Annotated in this window: 7 protein-coding genes; all 7 read left to right on the forward strand. The window is 69.4% G+C overall.

What is annotated here, in order from left to right; translation table 11 throughout:
- Positions 1 to 23 precede the first annotated feature (23 nt).
- The 7 genes from ABEA07_RS20900 to ABEA07_RS20930 all read left to right on the forward strand — a co-directional run bounded on the left by ABEA07_RS20900 (position 24) and on the right by ABEA07_RS20930 (position 17415).
- Positions 24 to 7394: an amino acid adenylation domain-containing protein gene (locus ABEA07_RS20900; protein WP_345540248.1), complete on the forward strand. Its 7371-nt coding sequence runs from the start codon at positions 24 to 26 to the stop codon at positions 7392 to 7394.
- On the forward strand, positions 7391 to 12400 hold the full coding sequence (locus tag ABEA07_RS20905; RefSeq protein ID WP_345540249.1) for an amino acid adenylation domain-containing protein: 5010 nt from the start codon (positions 7391 to 7393) through the stop codon (positions 12398 to 12400). The genes ABEA07_RS20900 and ABEA07_RS20905 overlap by 4 nt, the downstream gene beginning before the upstream one ends.
- A gap of 12 nt (positions 12401 to 12412) precedes the next feature.
- Positions 12413 to 13129, forward strand: a complete 717-nt coding sequence (locus tag ABEA07_RS20910; RefSeq protein ID WP_345540250.1) for a 4'-phosphopantetheinyl transferase family protein — start codon at positions 12413 to 12415, stop codon at positions 13127 to 13129.
- Positions 13126 to 13932 (forward strand): alpha/beta fold hydrolase, encoded by an 807-nt coding sequence (locus ABEA07_RS20915; RefSeq protein WP_345540251.1) that lies wholly within the window; start codon positions 13126 to 13128, stop codon positions 13930 to 13932. Before ABEA07_RS20910 ends, ABEA07_RS20915 begins: the two co-directional genes overlap by 4 nt.
- Positions 13925 to 14869 carry an alpha/beta fold hydrolase gene (locus ABEA07_RS20920; protein ID WP_345540252.1) on the forward strand — a complete coding sequence of 315 codons (945 nt, stop codon included), beginning with the start codon at positions 13925 to 13927 and terminating at the stop codon, positions 14867 to 14869. The genes ABEA07_RS20915 and ABEA07_RS20920 overlap by 8 nt, the downstream gene beginning before the upstream one ends.
- A gap of 103 nt (positions 14870 to 14972) precedes the next feature.
- On the forward strand, positions 14973 to 15467 hold the full coding sequence (locus tag ABEA07_RS20925) for a hypothetical protein (RefSeq protein WP_345540253.1): 495 nt from the start codon (positions 14973 to 14975) through the stop codon (positions 15465 to 15467).
- On the forward strand, positions 15448 to 17415 hold the full coding sequence (locus tag ABEA07_RS20930) for a hypothetical protein (RefSeq protein ID WP_345540254.1): 1968 nt from the start codon (positions 15448 to 15450) through the stop codon (positions 17413 to 17415). Before ABEA07_RS20925 ends, ABEA07_RS20930 begins: the two co-directional genes overlap by 20 nt.
- Positions 17416 to 17440 lie beyond the last annotated feature (25 nt).

Below are 17440 nucleotides of genomic sequence, written 5' to 3' on the forward strand. Positions count from 1 at the left end.
GTTCATAGCGGAGTCACCAGTTCATGGAGCAAGCACCCATTTCCCCATCCACTTCCGAGCCGTCGCTCTCGCTGACGGACCTGTTCGTCCCGCGTTCCGCCCAGCCTGCGCAGGCGCTGCAGGTTTCCAGCCTCGACGTGTCGCCAGCCCTGGCCGCCCGCTGGTCGGCGGAGGCGCGACAGGGGGGCTACCTTGCGGACACGCTGTTCGCGGCGGCCTGGGTTCTTCTCCAATCCCGCTGGCTGGGCACGCCGTCCGTCGAACTGCACGAGGCGCCAGGCCAGGTCCCGCTGGGCCTGCGCTGCGATCCGGACGGCTCCGCCTGGCAGTGGATCGCCGAGGTGGACCGCGCGCGCCGCGCCGGCGCGCCCACTGCGGCGTCCGAGGCCGCATCCGTCCCGCCCTTCGCCTGCTGGCTGCGCGAGGGCGCGCCGCACAGCCAGGACGGCACGGTGATGCTGCAACTGGGCTTCCAGGCGCCCGCCACCCTGCGCCTGGCCGGCGCCGCCACGCTGATGGACAGCGCGCTCGCGATGGGCCTGCTGCTGGCCGTGGCCGATGCCGCCGCCGAGCTGATGGATCACCCCGAGGCCCGCCTGGGCGAGATCCGCACCCTGTTGTCGGCCGACCGGCAACGCCAGCTCGGCGAGTGGAACAGCCCCGCCACGCCCTATGACCGCAGCCTGACCGTCCACGGCCTGTTCGCACGCCAGGTGGCCGGGCGTGGCGATGCGCCCGCCCTGGTCGGCGAGGGCGGCACCCTGAGCTACCGCGCCCTGGACCAGGCCGCCGACACCATGGCCCGCCGGCTGCAAGCCCGCGGCATCCGCCCCGGCGATGCGGTCGGCATGCTGCTCGACCGTTCCAGCGACGCCATCGTCGCCATCCTCGGCATCCTGAAGGCCGGCGCGAGCTACGTGCCGGTGCAGCCCGACTTCCCGGCCGATCGCATCGCCTTCATGCTGGCGCATTCGAACGTCGCCCTGGTACTGACCCAGGCCGCCTACCGTGGCCTGGTGCCCGCCGAGCGCCCGCTGCTGGCCATCGACGAGACCCGCGCGGGCGACGAGGCCGCGCTGCCGCCCCTGCGCCCCGCCGAGGCGGACGGCGAATCGGTGGCCTACGTGATGTACACCTCGGGCTCCACCGGCACGCCCAAGGGCATCGAGATCTGCCACCGTTCGATCCTGCGCCTGGTGCTGAACGCCCACTACGTCGAGCTGCCGCCCGGCGAAGCGGTGCTGCACGCGGCGCCGCTGGGCTTCGATGCCGCCACGCTGGAGATCTGGGGCCCGCTGCTCAACGGCGGCATCTGCGTGGTGCACGACGAGAAGGTGCCGACCGGCGCCGGCCTGGCTCGCACCATCGCCCGGCACGAGGTCAAGACCGCCTGGCTCACCGCCGGTCTGTTCAACGCGGTGGTGGACGACGACCCGGCCCAGCTCGCCGGCCTGCGGCAGTTGCTGACCGGCGGCGAGGCCCTGTCGGTGCCGCACGTGCGGCGCGCCCTGGCGGCCCTGCCCGGCACCACGCTGATCAACGGCTACGGCCCCACCGAGTGCACCACCTTCGCGGCCACGCACCGCATTCCGCGCGACCTGCCGGCCGAGGCCCGCTCGGTGCCGATCGGCCGCCCGATCAACGACACCGTCCTGCGCGTGCTCAGCCCCTCGATGTCCCTGCTGCCGGCCGGCCTGGTGGGCGAGCTGTGCATCGGCGGCCGGGGCGTGGCGCGCGGCTACCTGGCGCAGCCCGAGCTCACGGCCGAGCGCTTCGTGCCCGATCCCTTCGGCGCGCCCGGCGATCGCCTGTACCGCACCGGCGACCAGGTGCGCTGGCTGCCGGACGGCACCATCGAATACATCGGCCGCATCGACGGCCAGGTCAAGATCCGCGGCCACCGCATCGAGACCGGCGAGATCGAGTCCGTGCTGCTGGCCCACGAGGGCATCAAGTCCTGCGCGGTGGTGCCGCAGAAGGACCCGGCCGGTCGACTGCGCCTGGTCGCCTACCTGGTGGCACGCGGCCCGCAGTTGCCATGGAGCGCGCTGCGCCAGCACCTGGCGGAGCGCCTGCCGGAGGCCATGATCCCCTCGGCCCAGGTCTGGCTGGAGCAGTTGCCCGTCACCAACAACGGCAAGCTGGACCGCCGCGCCCTGCCCGAGCCGCCGCGCCAGCGGCCGGAACTGGCGCAGCCCTATGCGGAAGCGCGCACCGAGACCGAACGCCGCGTCTGCGCCGCCTTCGCGCGCGCCCTGGGCATCGACCAGGTGGGACGCGACGACAACTTCTTCGACCTGGGCGGCGATTCGCTGCTGGTGCTGCGGGTGCTGAAAGACCTGCAGCAGGGCAGCGCGCGCCGACTCAGCAGCAATCTGTTCTTCCGCCAGCCCACGCCCGCCGCGCTGGCCGCCGACATGGACGCCGCCGGCACCGCACCGGCCACCCCGCAGCCGGCCCGTGCGCCCGCCAAGGCCGCCTCGACCGACAGCGAACCCGTCGCCCTGATCGCGATGGCCGGCCGCTTCCCCGGCGCGGCCGACGTCGAGCAGTTCTGGGACAACCTGATGGCTGGCCGCGAATCGATCAGCTTCTTCGACGACGCGACGCTGGATGCCGGCGTCTCCGCCGCGCTGCGCGCCGACCCGCTCTACGTGCGCGCCCGCGGCGTGATCGAGGGCATCGAGAACTTCGACGCCGCCTTCTTCGGCATCAACCCGAAGGAAGCCGAGCTGATGGACCCGCAGCACCGGGTCTTCCTGGAGATCTGCTGGGAAGCGCTGGAGCGCGCCGGCTACGTGCCCGACAAGGCGCCGGGCCCGGTCGGCGTGTGGGGCGGCATGTACAACCCCACCTACTTCCAGCGCCACGTGGCGACGCATCCCGACCGGATCGAGATGCTCGGCGAATTCCAGGTGATGCTGGCCAACGAGAAGGACTACATCACCACCCGCGTGGCGAACAAGCTCAGCCTGACCGGCCCGGCCATCAGCGTGCACACGGCCTGCTCCACCTCGCTGGTGGCCATCGCCCAGGCCTTCCACGCGCTGCGAACCGGCCAATGCCGCATGGCGCTGGCCGGCGGCGCCTCGGTCACCTGCCCGCCGCGCAGCGGCTATCTCTACAACGAGGGCTCCATGCTCTCGCCCGACGGCCATACGCGCAGCTTCGACGCGAAGGCCAAGGGCACCGTCTTCAGCGACGGCGCGGCGGTGGTGCTCCTCAAGCGCCTGTCCGACGCGATCGCCGATGGCGACACCATCTACGCGGTGCTGCGCGGCGCCGCGGTCAACAACGACGGCGGCGCCAAGGCCAGCTTCACCGCGCCCAGCGTGGACGGCCAGGCCGCGGTGATCGAGGCGGCACTGGCACAGTCCGGCGTCGACCCGCGCAGCATCTCCTACGTCGAGACGCACGGCACCGCCACGCCGATGGGCGACCCGATCGAGGTCGAGGGCCTGGCCCGCGCCTACGCCGCGCACACCGCCGACAAGGGCTTCTGCACCATCGGCTCGCTCAAGAGCAACGTGGGCCACATGGTCACGGCGGCCGGTGCGGCGGGGCTGATCAAGACCGCGCTGGCCCTGCACAGCGAAGTCATTCCGGCCAGCCTGCATTACGAAGCGCCCAACCCGGCGATCGACTTCGAGGCCACGCCTTTCACCGTCAACAGCACGCTTCGGCCCTGGCCGCGCGCCGAGGCGCCGCGCCGTGCCGGCGTCAGCGCCTTCGGCGTGGGCGGCACCAATGCGCACGTGATCGTCGAGGAGGCGCCGCCGCGCGAACCCTCCGATCCGGCCACCGGCCCGCAGTTGCTGCTGCTGTCCGCGCGCTCGCCCGCCGCGCTGGCGACGGCGGCGGCGCAACTGGCCGATCACCTCGAGACACACCCCGACCTGCCGCTGGCCGACGTGGCCCACACGCTGCGCGTGGGGCGCAAGGCCTTCGCGCAACGCGCCTGCGTGGTGGCCGATTCCATCGATGCCGCCGTGGCCGCGCTGCGCACGGCCGATTCGCCGGCGCGCGCCGCCGCCGCGGCCGCGGCCTGGGTGCCGCAGCCGGTCTTCATGTTCCCCGGCCAGGGCGCGCAGTACGCGGGCATGGGCCTGGCGCTGCATGCCGCGGAGCGGGTGTTCCGCGAAGCCTTCGACGCCTGCCTCGCGGCCTTCGAGGGCGTGCTGGAGTACGACCTGCGCGCACGCATCGCGTCCGACGACACGGGCGCCCTGTCCGCGACCTCGGTCACGCAGCCCGCCACCTTCGCCCTCGAGTACGCGCTCGCGCGCCAGCTCATGTCGCTGGGCGTGAAGCCGGCCGCGATGATCGGCCACAGCGTGGGCGAATTCGCCGCCGCCGTGCTGGCCGGCGTGATGCGCCTGGAAGACGCGGCCCGCCTGGTCGCTCGCCGCGGCGCGCTCATGCAGGCCCAGCCGGCGGGCACCATGCTGTCGGTGCGCATGGCCGCGGCGGAGCTGCTGCCGCTGCTGCCCGAAGGCATCTCGCTGGCCGCCGACAACGGCCCCTCGGTGAGCGTGGCCGCCGGCCCGGCCGAGGCGATCGAGAAGTTGCGCGCCGACCTGGAAGCCAAAGGCATCGTCGCCAGGACGCTGCAGACCTCTCACGCCTTCCACTCGGCCATGATGGACCCGGCGGTCGCGCCCTTCGAGGCGCTGGTGCGGGAGCTGCAGCTCTCAGCACCGCAGTTGCCGATCTATTCGACGCTCACCGGCCGCCTGCTCACGGCCGAGGAAGCCACCGACCCGCACTACTGGGCCCGCCACCTGCGCGAGACCGTACGCTTCTCGCCCGCCGTGCGCGAGGTGCAGGCCCAGCTGCCCCATCCCCTCTTCATCGAGCTCGGCCCGCGCAACACGCTGGCCACGCTGGTGCGCCAGCATGCGAGCAAGGCCCAGCCCGCGCCGGCCGTCTCGCTGCTGGCCGACCAGCCGGCGAGCGAATGCGCCAGCTGGCGCCTGGCCGCCGGACGGCTGTGGGCGCAGGGCGCCGAGATCGATCTGTCGCCGCTGGACACGCGCGCCCGCAAGCACCGCGTGCGCCTGCCCACCACCCCCTTCGAGCGCAAGCGCTTCTGGGTCGAGATCGCATCGCCGATCCCGGCCCCGGCCCCGGCCCCGGCCCCGGCCATGGCCATGGCCGCGCCCGCGCTCGCTTCTTCTTCCACGGCCACCCAGGCCCCTGCCCTCACGATTCCGGAGTTGCCCATGACCACCGCCGTTTCCGCGCCGCCCGCCCGCCGCGCTTCGCTCGTCACGCGCCTGCGCGAGCTGTTCGAGAACATCTCGGGCGCCGACATGGCCGAGGTCGACGGTGCCGCGCCTTTCGTCGAGATCGGGCTGGATTCACTCACGCTCACGCAGGCGGCGCTGCAGGTGAAGAAGACCTTCAAGGTCAACCTGACCTTCCGCCAGCTCATGGAGAGCTATCGCAGCTTCGACGCACTGGCCGAGTTCCTCGATGCCACGCTGCCGCCCGAAGCCGCGCCCGCGGCACCGGCCGCCGTGCCCGCGAGCGCCGCCGCGGCGGTGGCCCCGCAGCAGGCAGTCGCCGCGATGCCCGTGGCGGCGGCGCCGGTGGTCCTGCAGCCCCTGCCGGCGATGACGATGGCACCCGCCAGCGGAAGCGTGGTGCAGCAGGTGATCGCGCAGCAGATGCAATTGATGCAACAGCAACTCGCATTGCTGTCGGCGGCGCCCCAGGTGCCGGCCAGCCCCGTGCTGCCGGCCCCCGTGGTGGAGCAACCCACGCCCAAGGCCTCCGCCGCGGCCACGGCGTCCAACACCCCGGCAGCCGGCGAGCCGGCGGCTGCCGACGAGCCCGCGCCGGCGATCAAGTACGACGTCAAGAAGGCTTTTGGCGCCATCGCCCGCATCCATACGCAGAGCAAGGAGCCGACCGAGCGCCAGAAGGCGCGGCTGGCCGCCTTCATGCGCCGCTACGTGGAGCGCACCGCCAAGAGCAAGGCCTTCACCGCCCAGAACCGCTCGCACATGGCCGACCCGCGCGTGGTCAACGGCTTCCGCCCGGCCACCAAGGAGATCACCTACCAGATCGTGATCGAGCGCTCCAAGGGCTCGCGCATGTGGGACATCGACGGCAACGAGTACGTCGACACGCTCAACGGCTTCGGCATGAACCTGTTCGGCTGGACGCCGGACTTCATCAACGACGCGGTCAAGAAGCAGCTCGACCTGGGCTACGAGATCGGCCCCCAGCATCCGCTGGCCGCCGATGTGACGAAGCTGCTGTGCGAGCTCACCGGCTTCGACCGCGCCGGCCTGTGCAACACCGGCTCGGAGGCGGTGATGGCGGCGCTGCGCATCGCCCGCACCGTGACGGGCCGCAGCACGGTGGTGCTGTTCACGGGCTCCTACCACGGCACCTTCGACGAGGTGCTGGTGCGCGCCGGCCGCCAGGCCAAGGGCATGTCGGCCGCGCCGGGCGTGATGCAGGGCATGTTCGGCGACGTGCGCGTGCTCGACTACGGCACGCCCGAGGCGCTGGAATTCATCCGCGCCAACGCCGATGACCTGGCCGCGGTGCTGGTCGAGCCGGTGCAGAGCCGCCGGCCCGACTTCCAGCCCAGGGAATTCCTGCGCGAGGTGCGCGCCATCACGGAGAAATCCGAGACCTGCCTGATCTTCGACGAGGTCATCACCGGCTTCCGCTCCGACCTGGGCGGCGCGCAGGCCATCTTCGGCATCCGCGCCGACCTCGCCACCTACGGCAAGGTGCTGGGCGGCGGCTTCCCGGTCGGTGTGATCGCCGGCAAGCGCGCCTACATGGACGCGCTGGACGGCGGCGCCTGGCAGTACGGCGACGATTCCGTGCCCACGGTGGGCGTGACCTACTTCGCCGGCACCTTCGTGCGCCACCCGCTGGCCCTGGCCGCTTCCAAGGCCGCGCTGGAGTACCTGAAGCAGGACAACAACAAGCTGCAGACCCAGCTCAACCTCCACACCGCCGCGATGGCCGACGAGCTCACCGCCTTCTGCCGCGAGGTGGGCGCGCCGCTGGAGATCCGCTACTTCTCCTCGCTGTGGCGCGTGACCTGGCTGGAAGACCACCCGCTGCAGGACCTGCTGTTCGCGATGATGCGCAGCCGCGGCGTCCACATCCTGGACAACTTCCCCTGCTTCATGACGACCGCGCACACGCAGCAGGACATCGCCACCATCAAGTCGGCCTTCAAGGAATCGATCGCCGAGATGCAGGAAGCCGAGCTGCTGCCACGCCGCGCGGCCCCCAAGATGACCATCGATCCGGCGCATCCGCCTACGCCGAACGCGCGCCTGGGACGCGACAAGGACGGGCAGCCCGCTTGGTTCGTGCCCGATCCCAAGGCCCAAGGCAAATTCACCAAGTACCAAGCATGACCGACGCCGTCGCCACTTTGCCCACCGAGGAAGCCGCCGAGGACTTCGACCCTTTTGCGGGGGGTCTGATCGAGCGCATCGTCCCGACCACCGAAGCGCAGCGCGAGGTCTGGCTGGGCGACCGGCTGAGCCCGGAAGCCTCGCTGGCCTACAACGAGTCGATGCGGCTGCATCTCAAAGGCGCCCTCGACACCGCGGCGCTCGCACTGGCGCTGGACCGGCTGGTGGCGCGCCACGAGTCGCTGCGCGCCACCATCTCGCCGGACGGCACCCAGCTGCTGATCGGCGAGCCCGCGCCGGTGGCGCTGGTGGAGCATGACCTCAGCACGCTCGACCCCGCCGCGCAGAAGCGGCGGCTGGAGGACGACGGCGTGGCCGTGGTGCTGGAGCGCTTCGACCTGGAGCGCGGCCCGCTGTTCCGCGCAGCCCTCTACCGCCTGTCGCGCATCGACCACATCCTGGTGCTGAGCGCCCACCACGTGGTCTGCGACGGCTGGTCGTGGGGCGTGATCAGCGAAGACCTCGGTGCGCTCTATGCCGAGCAGATCGGCGCCGGCCCGGCCCTGGAGCCGGCGGCGCAGTACTCCGAGTACGCCACCTGGGAAACCGCCGAGGCCGACAGCCCCGGGATGCAGGCCCATGTCGACTACTGGCTCAAGCGCTACGCGGGCGGCAGCCTGCCGGTGCTGGAGCTGCCGCTGGACCACCCGCGGCCGCCGGTGCGCACCTTCAACGCCTACCGCATCGACCACGTGCTGGAGCAGCCGCTGATCGACGGCCTGCGCAAGTTCGGCGCCAGTGCCGGCACCAGCCTGTTCGCCACCATGTTCAGCGCCTTCGCGGCGATGCTGCACCGCCTGACGGCGCAGGAAGACCTGGTGATCGGCATCGCCGCCGCCGGCCAGATGCCCAGCGAGATGCACACGCTGGTGGGCCACTGCGTCAACCTGCTGCCGATCCGCGTCGCGGTCGATGCGCAGCAGCCCTTCGAGAAACTGGCACGCGAGGCGGCCAGCACCCTGCTCGACGCCTTCGAGCACCAGACGCTGGGCTACGGCGCGCTGCTCAAGAAGCTGCCGGTGCCACGCGATCCCAGCCGCCTGCCGCTGGTGAACGTGCTCTTCAACGTGGACCGCGACGCCGCGCCCAACGACGGCAACTTCCCCGACATCCAGGTCGAGCAGAGCACCATCGGCCGCCGCTACGAGAACTTCGAGCTCTTCCTCAACATCACGCCGGTGCGCGGCGGCATGCAGATGGAGGCGCAGTACAACGCCGACCTGTACGACGACGCCACCATCCGCCGCTGGCTGGGCATGTACGAGACCCTGCTGCGCGCCATCGTGCGCGACCCGGCGCAGGCGGTCGGACGCCTGGCCCTGCTGTCGGACGCCGAAGCGCATGCGCTCGCCGCCCTGCAGCCGGCGCCCACGCCGATCGAAGGCGCGCCCCTGATGCATGCCGGCTTCGTCGCGCATGCCGCCAGCCAGCCCGGGCGCCCCGCGCTGCGCGACGGCCAGCATGGCCTGAGCTACCGCGAACTCGACGAACGCTCCAACCGCCTGGCCCACGCGCTGCGCACGCGCGGCATGGGCCGCGGCGAACGCGTCGGCCTGTGCCTGGACCGCGGCTTCGACATGTTCGTGGCCCTCCTGGCGGTGCTCAAGAGCGGCGCCGCCTACGTGCCGCTGGACCCGGCCTTTCCGCAGGCCCGCCTGGACTACTACGCCGAGGACGCGAAGCTCGGCCTGCTGCTGACCTCTTCCGCCATCGCCGCCGCGCCCAAGGCCTGGCGCGCGGACGCGGCCGAGCGCGTGCTGCTGCTGGACCGCGACACCGACTGGCTGGCGCAGCCCGCCACCGCCCTGCCGCCCGGCCCGCAGGATGCGCAGGGCGAGGACACGGCCTACGTGATCTACACCTCCGGCTCCACCGGCAAGCCCAAGGGCGTGTGCGTGCCGCACCGCGCGGTCGCCAACCTGATGCAGACCATGCAGCGCGAGCCCGGCATCGGCCCGCAGGACCGCCTGGCCGCCGTCACCACCCTGTCCTTCGACATGGCGGTGCCCGAGGTCATGCTGCCGCTGGCCGCCGGCGCCGAGATCGTGATCGTGCAGCGCGAGACCGCCATGGACGGCAACCGGCTGCGCGCGACGCTCGAGTCCGAGGGCATCACCATCCTGCAGGCCACGCCCGGCATGTGGCGCCTGCTGCTGGACGCGCAGTGGTCCGGTCCGCGCGGCTTCCGGGCCTGGATCGGCGCCGAGCCGGTGCCGGCCGACCTGTCGCTGGACCTGATGGACCGCACCAGCGAACTGTGGAACCTCTACGGCCCGACCGAGACCACGGTGTGGTCCACCGTGTGGCGCATGGAGCGCCCGATCGTGGCGGCGCGCGGCGTCTCCATCGGCAAGCCGATGGCCAACACCGGCGTGTGGATTCTCGACGCCAACCTGCAGCCCTGCCCGATCGGCGTGCCCGGCGAGATCTGCATCAGCGGCCTGGGCGTGACGCTGGGCTACCTGGACCGGCCCGAGCTGACGGCCGAGCGCTTCGTCACCACCGCCATCGACGGCGTGCCGACCCTCATCTATCGCAGCGGCGACCGCGGCCGCTGGCGCAACGACGGCCTGCTGGAGCACCTGGGCCGCTTCGACTTCCAGGTCAAGGTGCGCGGCTACCGCATCGAGCTGGGCGAGATCGAGGCGCGCTGCAGCGAGATCGACGGCGTGGCGCGCAGCCTCGTCGTCACCCGCGAGGACCAGCCCGGCGACGTGCGCCTGGTCGCCTACCTGGCGCCCTCGGCGGGCGCCGAGATCGACCTGGGCGCGCTCGACCGCCACCTGCGTGCCCGCCTGCCGCAGTACATGGTGCCGCAGCACGTGGTGACGCTGGACGCCTTCCCGCTGCTGCCCAACGGCAAGGTGGACCGCAAGGCCCTGCCCAAGCCCAGCGCCACGCACAAGGACGCGGGCGAACGCCTGGCGCCGCGCAACGAGCGCGAGGCGCTGGTCCTCAAGACCATGGAGCAGGTGCTGAACCTGCCGGGCCTGGGCATCCGCGACGACTTCTTCTCGCTGGGCGGCCATTCGCTGCTGGCGGCGCGGCTGACCACGCTGCTGTCGCGCGAGCTCGACCGCACGGTGCCGCTGCGCCTGCTGTTCGAGGCACCCACCGCCGAGCGCCTGGCCGCGGCCATCGACGCGATGGAAGGCAGCGCCGTGCCGCGCAGCGCGCCGATCGCGCACGTGCCCGGCCGCACCAGCGCGCCGCTCACGCCGATGCAGGAGCGCATCCGCTTCGTCGAGGAGCTGCACCCGGGCCGCCCGACCTACAACGCGCCCTCCGCGCACCGCCTCGGCGGACCGCTGGACGTGGCGAAGTTCAAGGCCGCGCTGGCCATCATGATCGAGCGCCAGCCTTCGCTGCGGACCGCCATCGGCCCGCATCCGCAAAGCGGCGAGCCGGTCGCCCTCATCGCGCCGCAAGTGGCCTACGAGCTGCCGGTGATCGACCTGGGCCACCTGCCCGCGGACCAGCGCGAAACCGAGCTGGTCGAGCGCATGCACGAGCTGGCCGACAAGCCGATCGACATCCACCGGGCACCGATGTTCCACGCGGCGCTGTTCCGCATCGCCGACGACGACCATGCCTTCGTGTTCGTGCCGCATCACCTGGTGTGGGACGGCTGGTCCTTCGACGTGCTGCAGAGCGAACTCTCGACCATCTACGGCGCGCTGGTGCGCGGCCAGGACCACGGCCTGCCGCCGCTGGCGGTGACCCACGGCGACTACGCCGACTGGTACGCCAAGTGGCTGACCGAGCCCGAGTTCGAGGCGCAGCTGCGCTACTGGAAGGACCGCTTCGCCAACTCGCCCACGCCCAAGGCGCCGCGCCCCGACATGCCGCGCAAGGCCGGCATGAGCGGCCAGGGCGGCGCGCACTGGATCACGGTGGAGAAGCAGCTCACCGAGCGGCTGCGCGAGATCGGCCAGCGCAACGACGCCACGCTCAACATGCTGACGCTGGGCATCTACATCCTGATGATGAGCAGCATCGTCGACAGCCGCGCCATCGTGATCGCCACGCCGGTGCGCGGCCGCGAGGCGCCCGAGCTGGAGCCGGTGATGGGCTTCTTCAACAACGTGCTGCCGCTGTCCTTCCAGGTCGACCCGGGCCTGCGCTTCGGAGAGTTCATGCGCTACGTCCGCCAGGAGCTGATCACGGTGATGAGCCACCAGCAGATCCCCTTCGAGCGGCTGGTGGAGGAGCCCGAGTTCAAGGAGCGCGCCCAGGGCGTGGGCCTGTACCAGGCGCTGTTCTCCTTCCAGGACGCACGCGAGCGGCCGCGCGACATCGGCGGCCTCACGCACCGGCAGATGCACCTGCCTCAGCGCGGCGCGACCGACGACCTCGGCATCTGGCTGATGGACAAGCCGCATGGACTGGAAGGCGCGGTGGTCTACAACGCCGACATCTACAAGCGCGAGACCGGCGCGGCCTTCAAGGAGCGCTACATGGAGCTTCTGCAGAAGGTGGCGCAGCGGCCCGACGCGACGCTGGCCGAGCTGTCCTCGCCCGAGGGCTCCGAGAGTGCCGTCTACCTGCAGCGCCTGGCCGCCGCCGACGCGCCCGCGCCCACCGCGGCGCAAGCCGTGGCCGCCCGTCCCGCCCAGCCGCAGGTGCTGCTGCAGCCCGAGCAGGCCAAGCTGGCGCAGATCTGGGCCAGCGCGCTGGCCATCGACGTCAACGACATCCGCGCCAACGACAACTTCTTCGACCTCGGCGGCGACTCGCTGCTGGCAATGCGCGTGGTGCAGCAGGCGGAGCAGGTGATGGGCTTCCGCGTGGAAGCGCGGCGCTACGTGTTCGAGAGCCTGGGCCAACTGGCCTCGGCTGCCGCCGGGACCGCGATCCAGGCGGGTGCGCCCGCGGCAGCGGCCGAGAGCGGTTCGAAGCGCGGCGGCCTGCTCGGCCGCGTGCTGGGCTGGGGCCGCAAGAGCTGAGGTCCCGCCACCATGACGATCCAGCAGCTCCCCTCCTCTGCCCACTGCCGGCTCTGGCAGGTGGACCTGGACGCCACGCCGGCACCGCAGGCGGTGGCGTCGCTGTCGGAATCGGAATGGGAGCGCGCCCGGCGCTTCGTCTTCAAGCGCGACCGCAGCCGCTACATCGCCGCGCATGCGGCGCTGCGCGAGATCCTGGGCTCGCAGTGCGGAATTCCGGCTTCCATGCTGGAATTCCAGCTCGGGCCCTTCGGCAAGCCGGTGCTGGCCGAAGGCCGGCTGCATTTCAATCTGAGCCACAGCCAGTCGCTGGCGCTGATCGCGGTGTGCGAGCACACCGAAGTGGGCGTGGACGTGGAGCTGTTGCGCCCGATGCCCGATGCCGAGGCGCTGGCCGAGACCTACTTCAGCCCCGCCGAGCGCCGCGCGCTGGCCGCGCTGCCGCCCGAGGCGCGCGAGCATGCCTTCCTCTGCTGCTGGACCCGCAAGGAGGCCTGCCTCAAGGCCACCGGCATGGGCCTGTCGGTGGACACCCGCAGCTTCGAGGTGGGCGTTTCGCCCGAGCCGCGCGAGGTCCATATGGGCGCCGGGGAGGACGCTGCCCGCCTGGCGCTATCCTCCTTCCATGACGTCCATGGCGCGCTGTGCGCCGTGGCCCGCCTGCTGGCCCAAGGGACCGCGGCAGCCGCGCCGCCGCGCCCCCTGGCCGAGCGAGAGTTCTGCGTATGACACCGATGCTTTTCGGCCCGGCCTCCAGGCAATTGTTCGGGCTCTACCACGCACCCGAGCGGGACAGCCAGCTCGCCGTGCTGATCTGCATGCCGCTGGGCCAGGAGGCCGTGCGCGGCCACCGGCTGTTCCGCGTGCTGTCCGACCGGCTGGCGCGCGCCGGCGTCGCCGTGCTGCGCTTCGACTACTACGGCAGCGGCGATTCGCCCGGCGAGGACACCGACGGCGATCTCGAAGGCTGGCGGCGCGACGTCTGCACGGCGCACGAGGAGCTGCGCCGCCGCGCGGGAAACCGGCGCATCATCTGGCTCGGCGCCCGCCTGGGCGCGAGCCTCGCCGTGATGGCCGCCAAGAGCGGGCGCTGCGACCCGACCCGGCTCATCCTGTGGGACCCGATCGTGGACGGCGCGCGCTACCTGGACACCTTGCGTGCCGGCCACGTGGACGCGCTCGAGCGCTCCTTCTGCGTGCCCGACACCGACTGGCGCCGCCGCCTGGCGCGCGACCCGGACGCCTTCACCGAGGAGATCTTCGGCTTCGGCGTGTCGCCGCTGATGCGACAGCAGCTGCGCGCGCTGTCACCCGATGCACTGCAGCTCACCGCGCTGCACGAAACCGTGGTCCTCGCCGATGCGGAGGACCAGGCAGCCCATCAATGGGCGGGCAAGGAGACGGCCCGCCACATGCCGCTGCGGATCTCGGCCTTTCAGCACCCGCTGATCTGGACCTCCGATCCGCATCCCAACAACGCCATGGTGCCCACCGAGGCGTTGCAACGTCTGCTGGCAGAAGTTCATGAATGACTACAAAGAGACACCCGTGCAGTTCGGGCCCGACGGCTCGCTGATCGGCATCATCACCACGCCGGCCGACGGCCCGCTGGCCCCCGTGGCCTGCCTCATGCTCAACATGGGTGCCAACCACCGCATCGGCCCGCGCCGCATCAACGTCAAGCTGGCGCGGCAGATGGCGGCGCGCGGCATCAGCAGTGTGCGGCTGGACCTGGCAGGCCTGGGCGACAGCGGCCCGGCCAGTGGGTCCGAGCACTTCCTGACGCAGGCGGTGCTGGACCTGCAGGCCGCGATGAACCTGATCCAGACCATGCTGGGCGTGCGCCGCTTCATCGTGATCGGGCTGTGCTCGGGCGCGACCAACGGCCTGTCGCTGGCGGTGGCCGATTCGCGCGTGGTCGGCCTGCTGATGTTCGATGGCTACGCCTTCCCCGGCCGCCGTGCGCAACTGGAGCGCCAGTTCCGCCGTGCGCTCGCCGTGCCGACCAATCCGGCGGTGATCGGCAAGACCGTGCGCTGGCTGCAGCGCAAGTTCTCCGCCAAGGCGGCTGCAGCGGCCGCGCCGCACATCTTCGAGCCGGATCCGCCGGAGGTCACGGCCGCGGTGTTCCGCCGCTCGATGACGCAGGTGGCGGAACGCAACGTCTCGGTGCTGCTGTTCTACACCGGCACCATGCACGTGGTGGACCGCGGGCGCGACCAGCTCGGGCCCTTTGCGCACGAGGACTTCACCCAGCGCTTCGAGTACCGATTCATCGGGGACATCGATCACAGCCTGACCTCGGTGGCGTCGCAACAGACCTTCATGGAGGTGGTGTGCGACTGGGCGCTGCGCGTGGTGCAGGGGGCGACCAGCGTGGCCGCCTCCCCGGGCGCCGCCGCCCGAACCGGACCGGCCATCGGCAGCCATGCCACCAAGGGCGCGTTGCAGCACGATCCGGTGACTTGAGCCCGCCGCTGCAAGACACTGTCCGCGCCCGAGGCGGGTGAGTCCGGCCGGGCGGCGCCTGCCTGTCCGGAACTGCGCGGCAAATCCCGGTTACTCAGGCCGGATGAACACACTGCCGCTCGACTGCCTCGTCGCCCACTTTCTCGCCAGTGAATGCGGGCCCGCCAGCCGCCTCGACGAAGAGCAGGTTTACGCCATTCCGATCGACGAGACCTACTGGCTGGGCGTGCAGAAAAGCGAAGCGGAAAACAGCCTGCTGTTCTTCGCACATCCCGGGCCGGCAGTGCCCTCGCATCATGTCCGGGAGCACGACGAAGAGACGTCCGAGCGATATTCCGAGGAGCTGGACCTCGGCGACGACGAGGATGGAAGCTGGGTATTGACTGCGGACAGATCCACGGGAAGCTACACCCTTTGGATCAGCGCGAAACATCCGCGGGTGGGACATGTGGAATTTGCGAGGATTGTCAGCAATCTGCGCTGGCGCTTTTCCATCTGGAACGAGGTTCTCACGAGCGGGAACGATGGATTGCCGAAGGTTACTGAGGAAGTTCCCGCACCACCATCCAGGCTCCAACATGGATTTTTTTTCGCGTAGATTCCAGGCAATTTCCGGATCTTCTCGCAAATTCGTCAACCAGAAAGACGACTCCTCATCCGAGGAGGAAGGCGATAGACCAATTCACGGGAGCGGCCAAACTGACCCCGGGCTGCGCTCGCCCAGGATCAATGGAAAGTGGCCCTCCCACCTGCAAAATTTGTTCCATACGCTTTCCATTTCCAAGAGGCACGCACAGCCGGTAATTACTGCCGCGATCGACCTGCTTTACCTGCTCAAGCTTGATGGCAAAGCCTGCGAAAACCTTCGACAATCAGGCCTCATCGACGATATGGCCATTGAACTGAGGAACGGGACGCTGCGCTTTGATCGGGCATTGTCCGGCCGCGGAAGTTTCCTGATACGAATTTTCGAGCATCTGGTGTTGCTGGACAATACCAAAGCGGCCAGAAAATTTCTTCAACTTTGCGACGAACAGTCTCTGCCTCTGGTCATTGAAACCGAGGCAAACAATTACCTGCACGCACGGCTTCAAGGTGATGCCAAGACAGCCAAAGACGAAATGGCTTTCTACACCAAAAGCGTGAAAACGACGATCAAGGGGGGTGTCGCAGCATGTTTGGCGAAAAACAAACTGGAGCGCCTCATCAAAGGCTGCCCCCCAAATGCACGCCACAAGCTCCGCAAGCTCCTCGCGGACGACGTGGTGTCCCAAGCCCGCGACCAGTCTCCGTCGCTCACCAGTGCCATCTTGGCGCTTCAGAACGCCCCGCCGGAATGGAGCGAGGCAGACCTCGAATTGACCTCGCTGGTGCTGAATATCAGGACCGTACTGTCCGACATAGAGGTTGACAAGCAATTATCTTTCGTCAAGAACGAAAAGGTCGTCGAACTATTCCGTGCGATCGAAGAGGGGCTGAGCAAAAAAACCCTCGACCTTTCGGCCTTGCTGGTGAAGTTATGTCCAGGCGCAAATACAACGACAGGCGCAGCAATATTCGTGGGAGCCCTGGTGGGGCATCTGATCAGCAAGGCGGAGGGTCCATTCGATTTTGAAGGCGTTCTGTCGGCTGTGCGGCTTTCGGGCATGCCTGGCGCATACACGAAACATATTGCATACCCTGCTCTTATGGCGATGACCGGCGAAGATGCTACGCGCCTTGCTCAGGCCATGTCGAATTTGCTCGGTGAAACAGGGATCACATTAGCAGAGCTCATGGCACTGAAACAGTTGGCAACAGAACTCGAATTTTATGCTGTCGAGCACGAGCTCCCGTCTAAGAGCTGGACCCTCATCATCCATCAATCAACCGATGCAATACGGAAATTCACAGAGACCAGGGCCGGCATGCAGGATTCCGAGGAGCAAGCCAGACACGATGCCGAAGTCAGAGAACGAGAGCTCAAGGCCAAGCAAAGAATGCGGGAGAATGAGGCCAAACTAAAGGAGGAGCGCAAGAATAATATTTTGGCATCGCTTCCCGATGGTGTGACTGGCACGATGGCCTTGTTTTCAGAGCACGGCAACATTGCAGAGAAAGTTTCGCGTGTCCGAGCGCTGCTGGATCAGTTGGACGAAAAGCATCTCGACGTGCACAAAATCGCGTGCGACTTGGCCGAACTCGGGTCAACTGACGCGCTGGGGCTGCTGGGCTCTCTGGCTGCGGCGTTGCCCCCCGAGGACGGCCGCGCTCTGCTTCTTGCAGTGCCTCGCGAACTAAGGGAGCGCCTCAACTACGAAGCGACGGTACGGGCCATTGCCTCCAACTGGTGGCACATCAAGGCTGGGCCAGAAGGGAGACGTGATCTTGTGGGCATCGTGAAGGAGTTCTGCGACTTCATTAAACCTTTGAAAGCGCTGGTCGGTTTCGATGCTTGGAGCTGCGGAAGGCACATGCGCTCCATCACGATAGGCAACATGCAACCCCACGAGCTGGAATACACACAAGATCATGAGACGGTGGAAAGAATGCTCGGAAAACTGTAGGCGCCGTTCGTCGTGCGGGCGCGGA

Origin of the sequence: Variovorax defluvii (assembly GCF_039541515.1) — a bacterium.
Classification (GTDB): Bacteria; Pseudomonadota; Gammaproteobacteria; order Burkholderiales; family Burkholderiaceae_C; genus Variovorax; species Variovorax defluvii.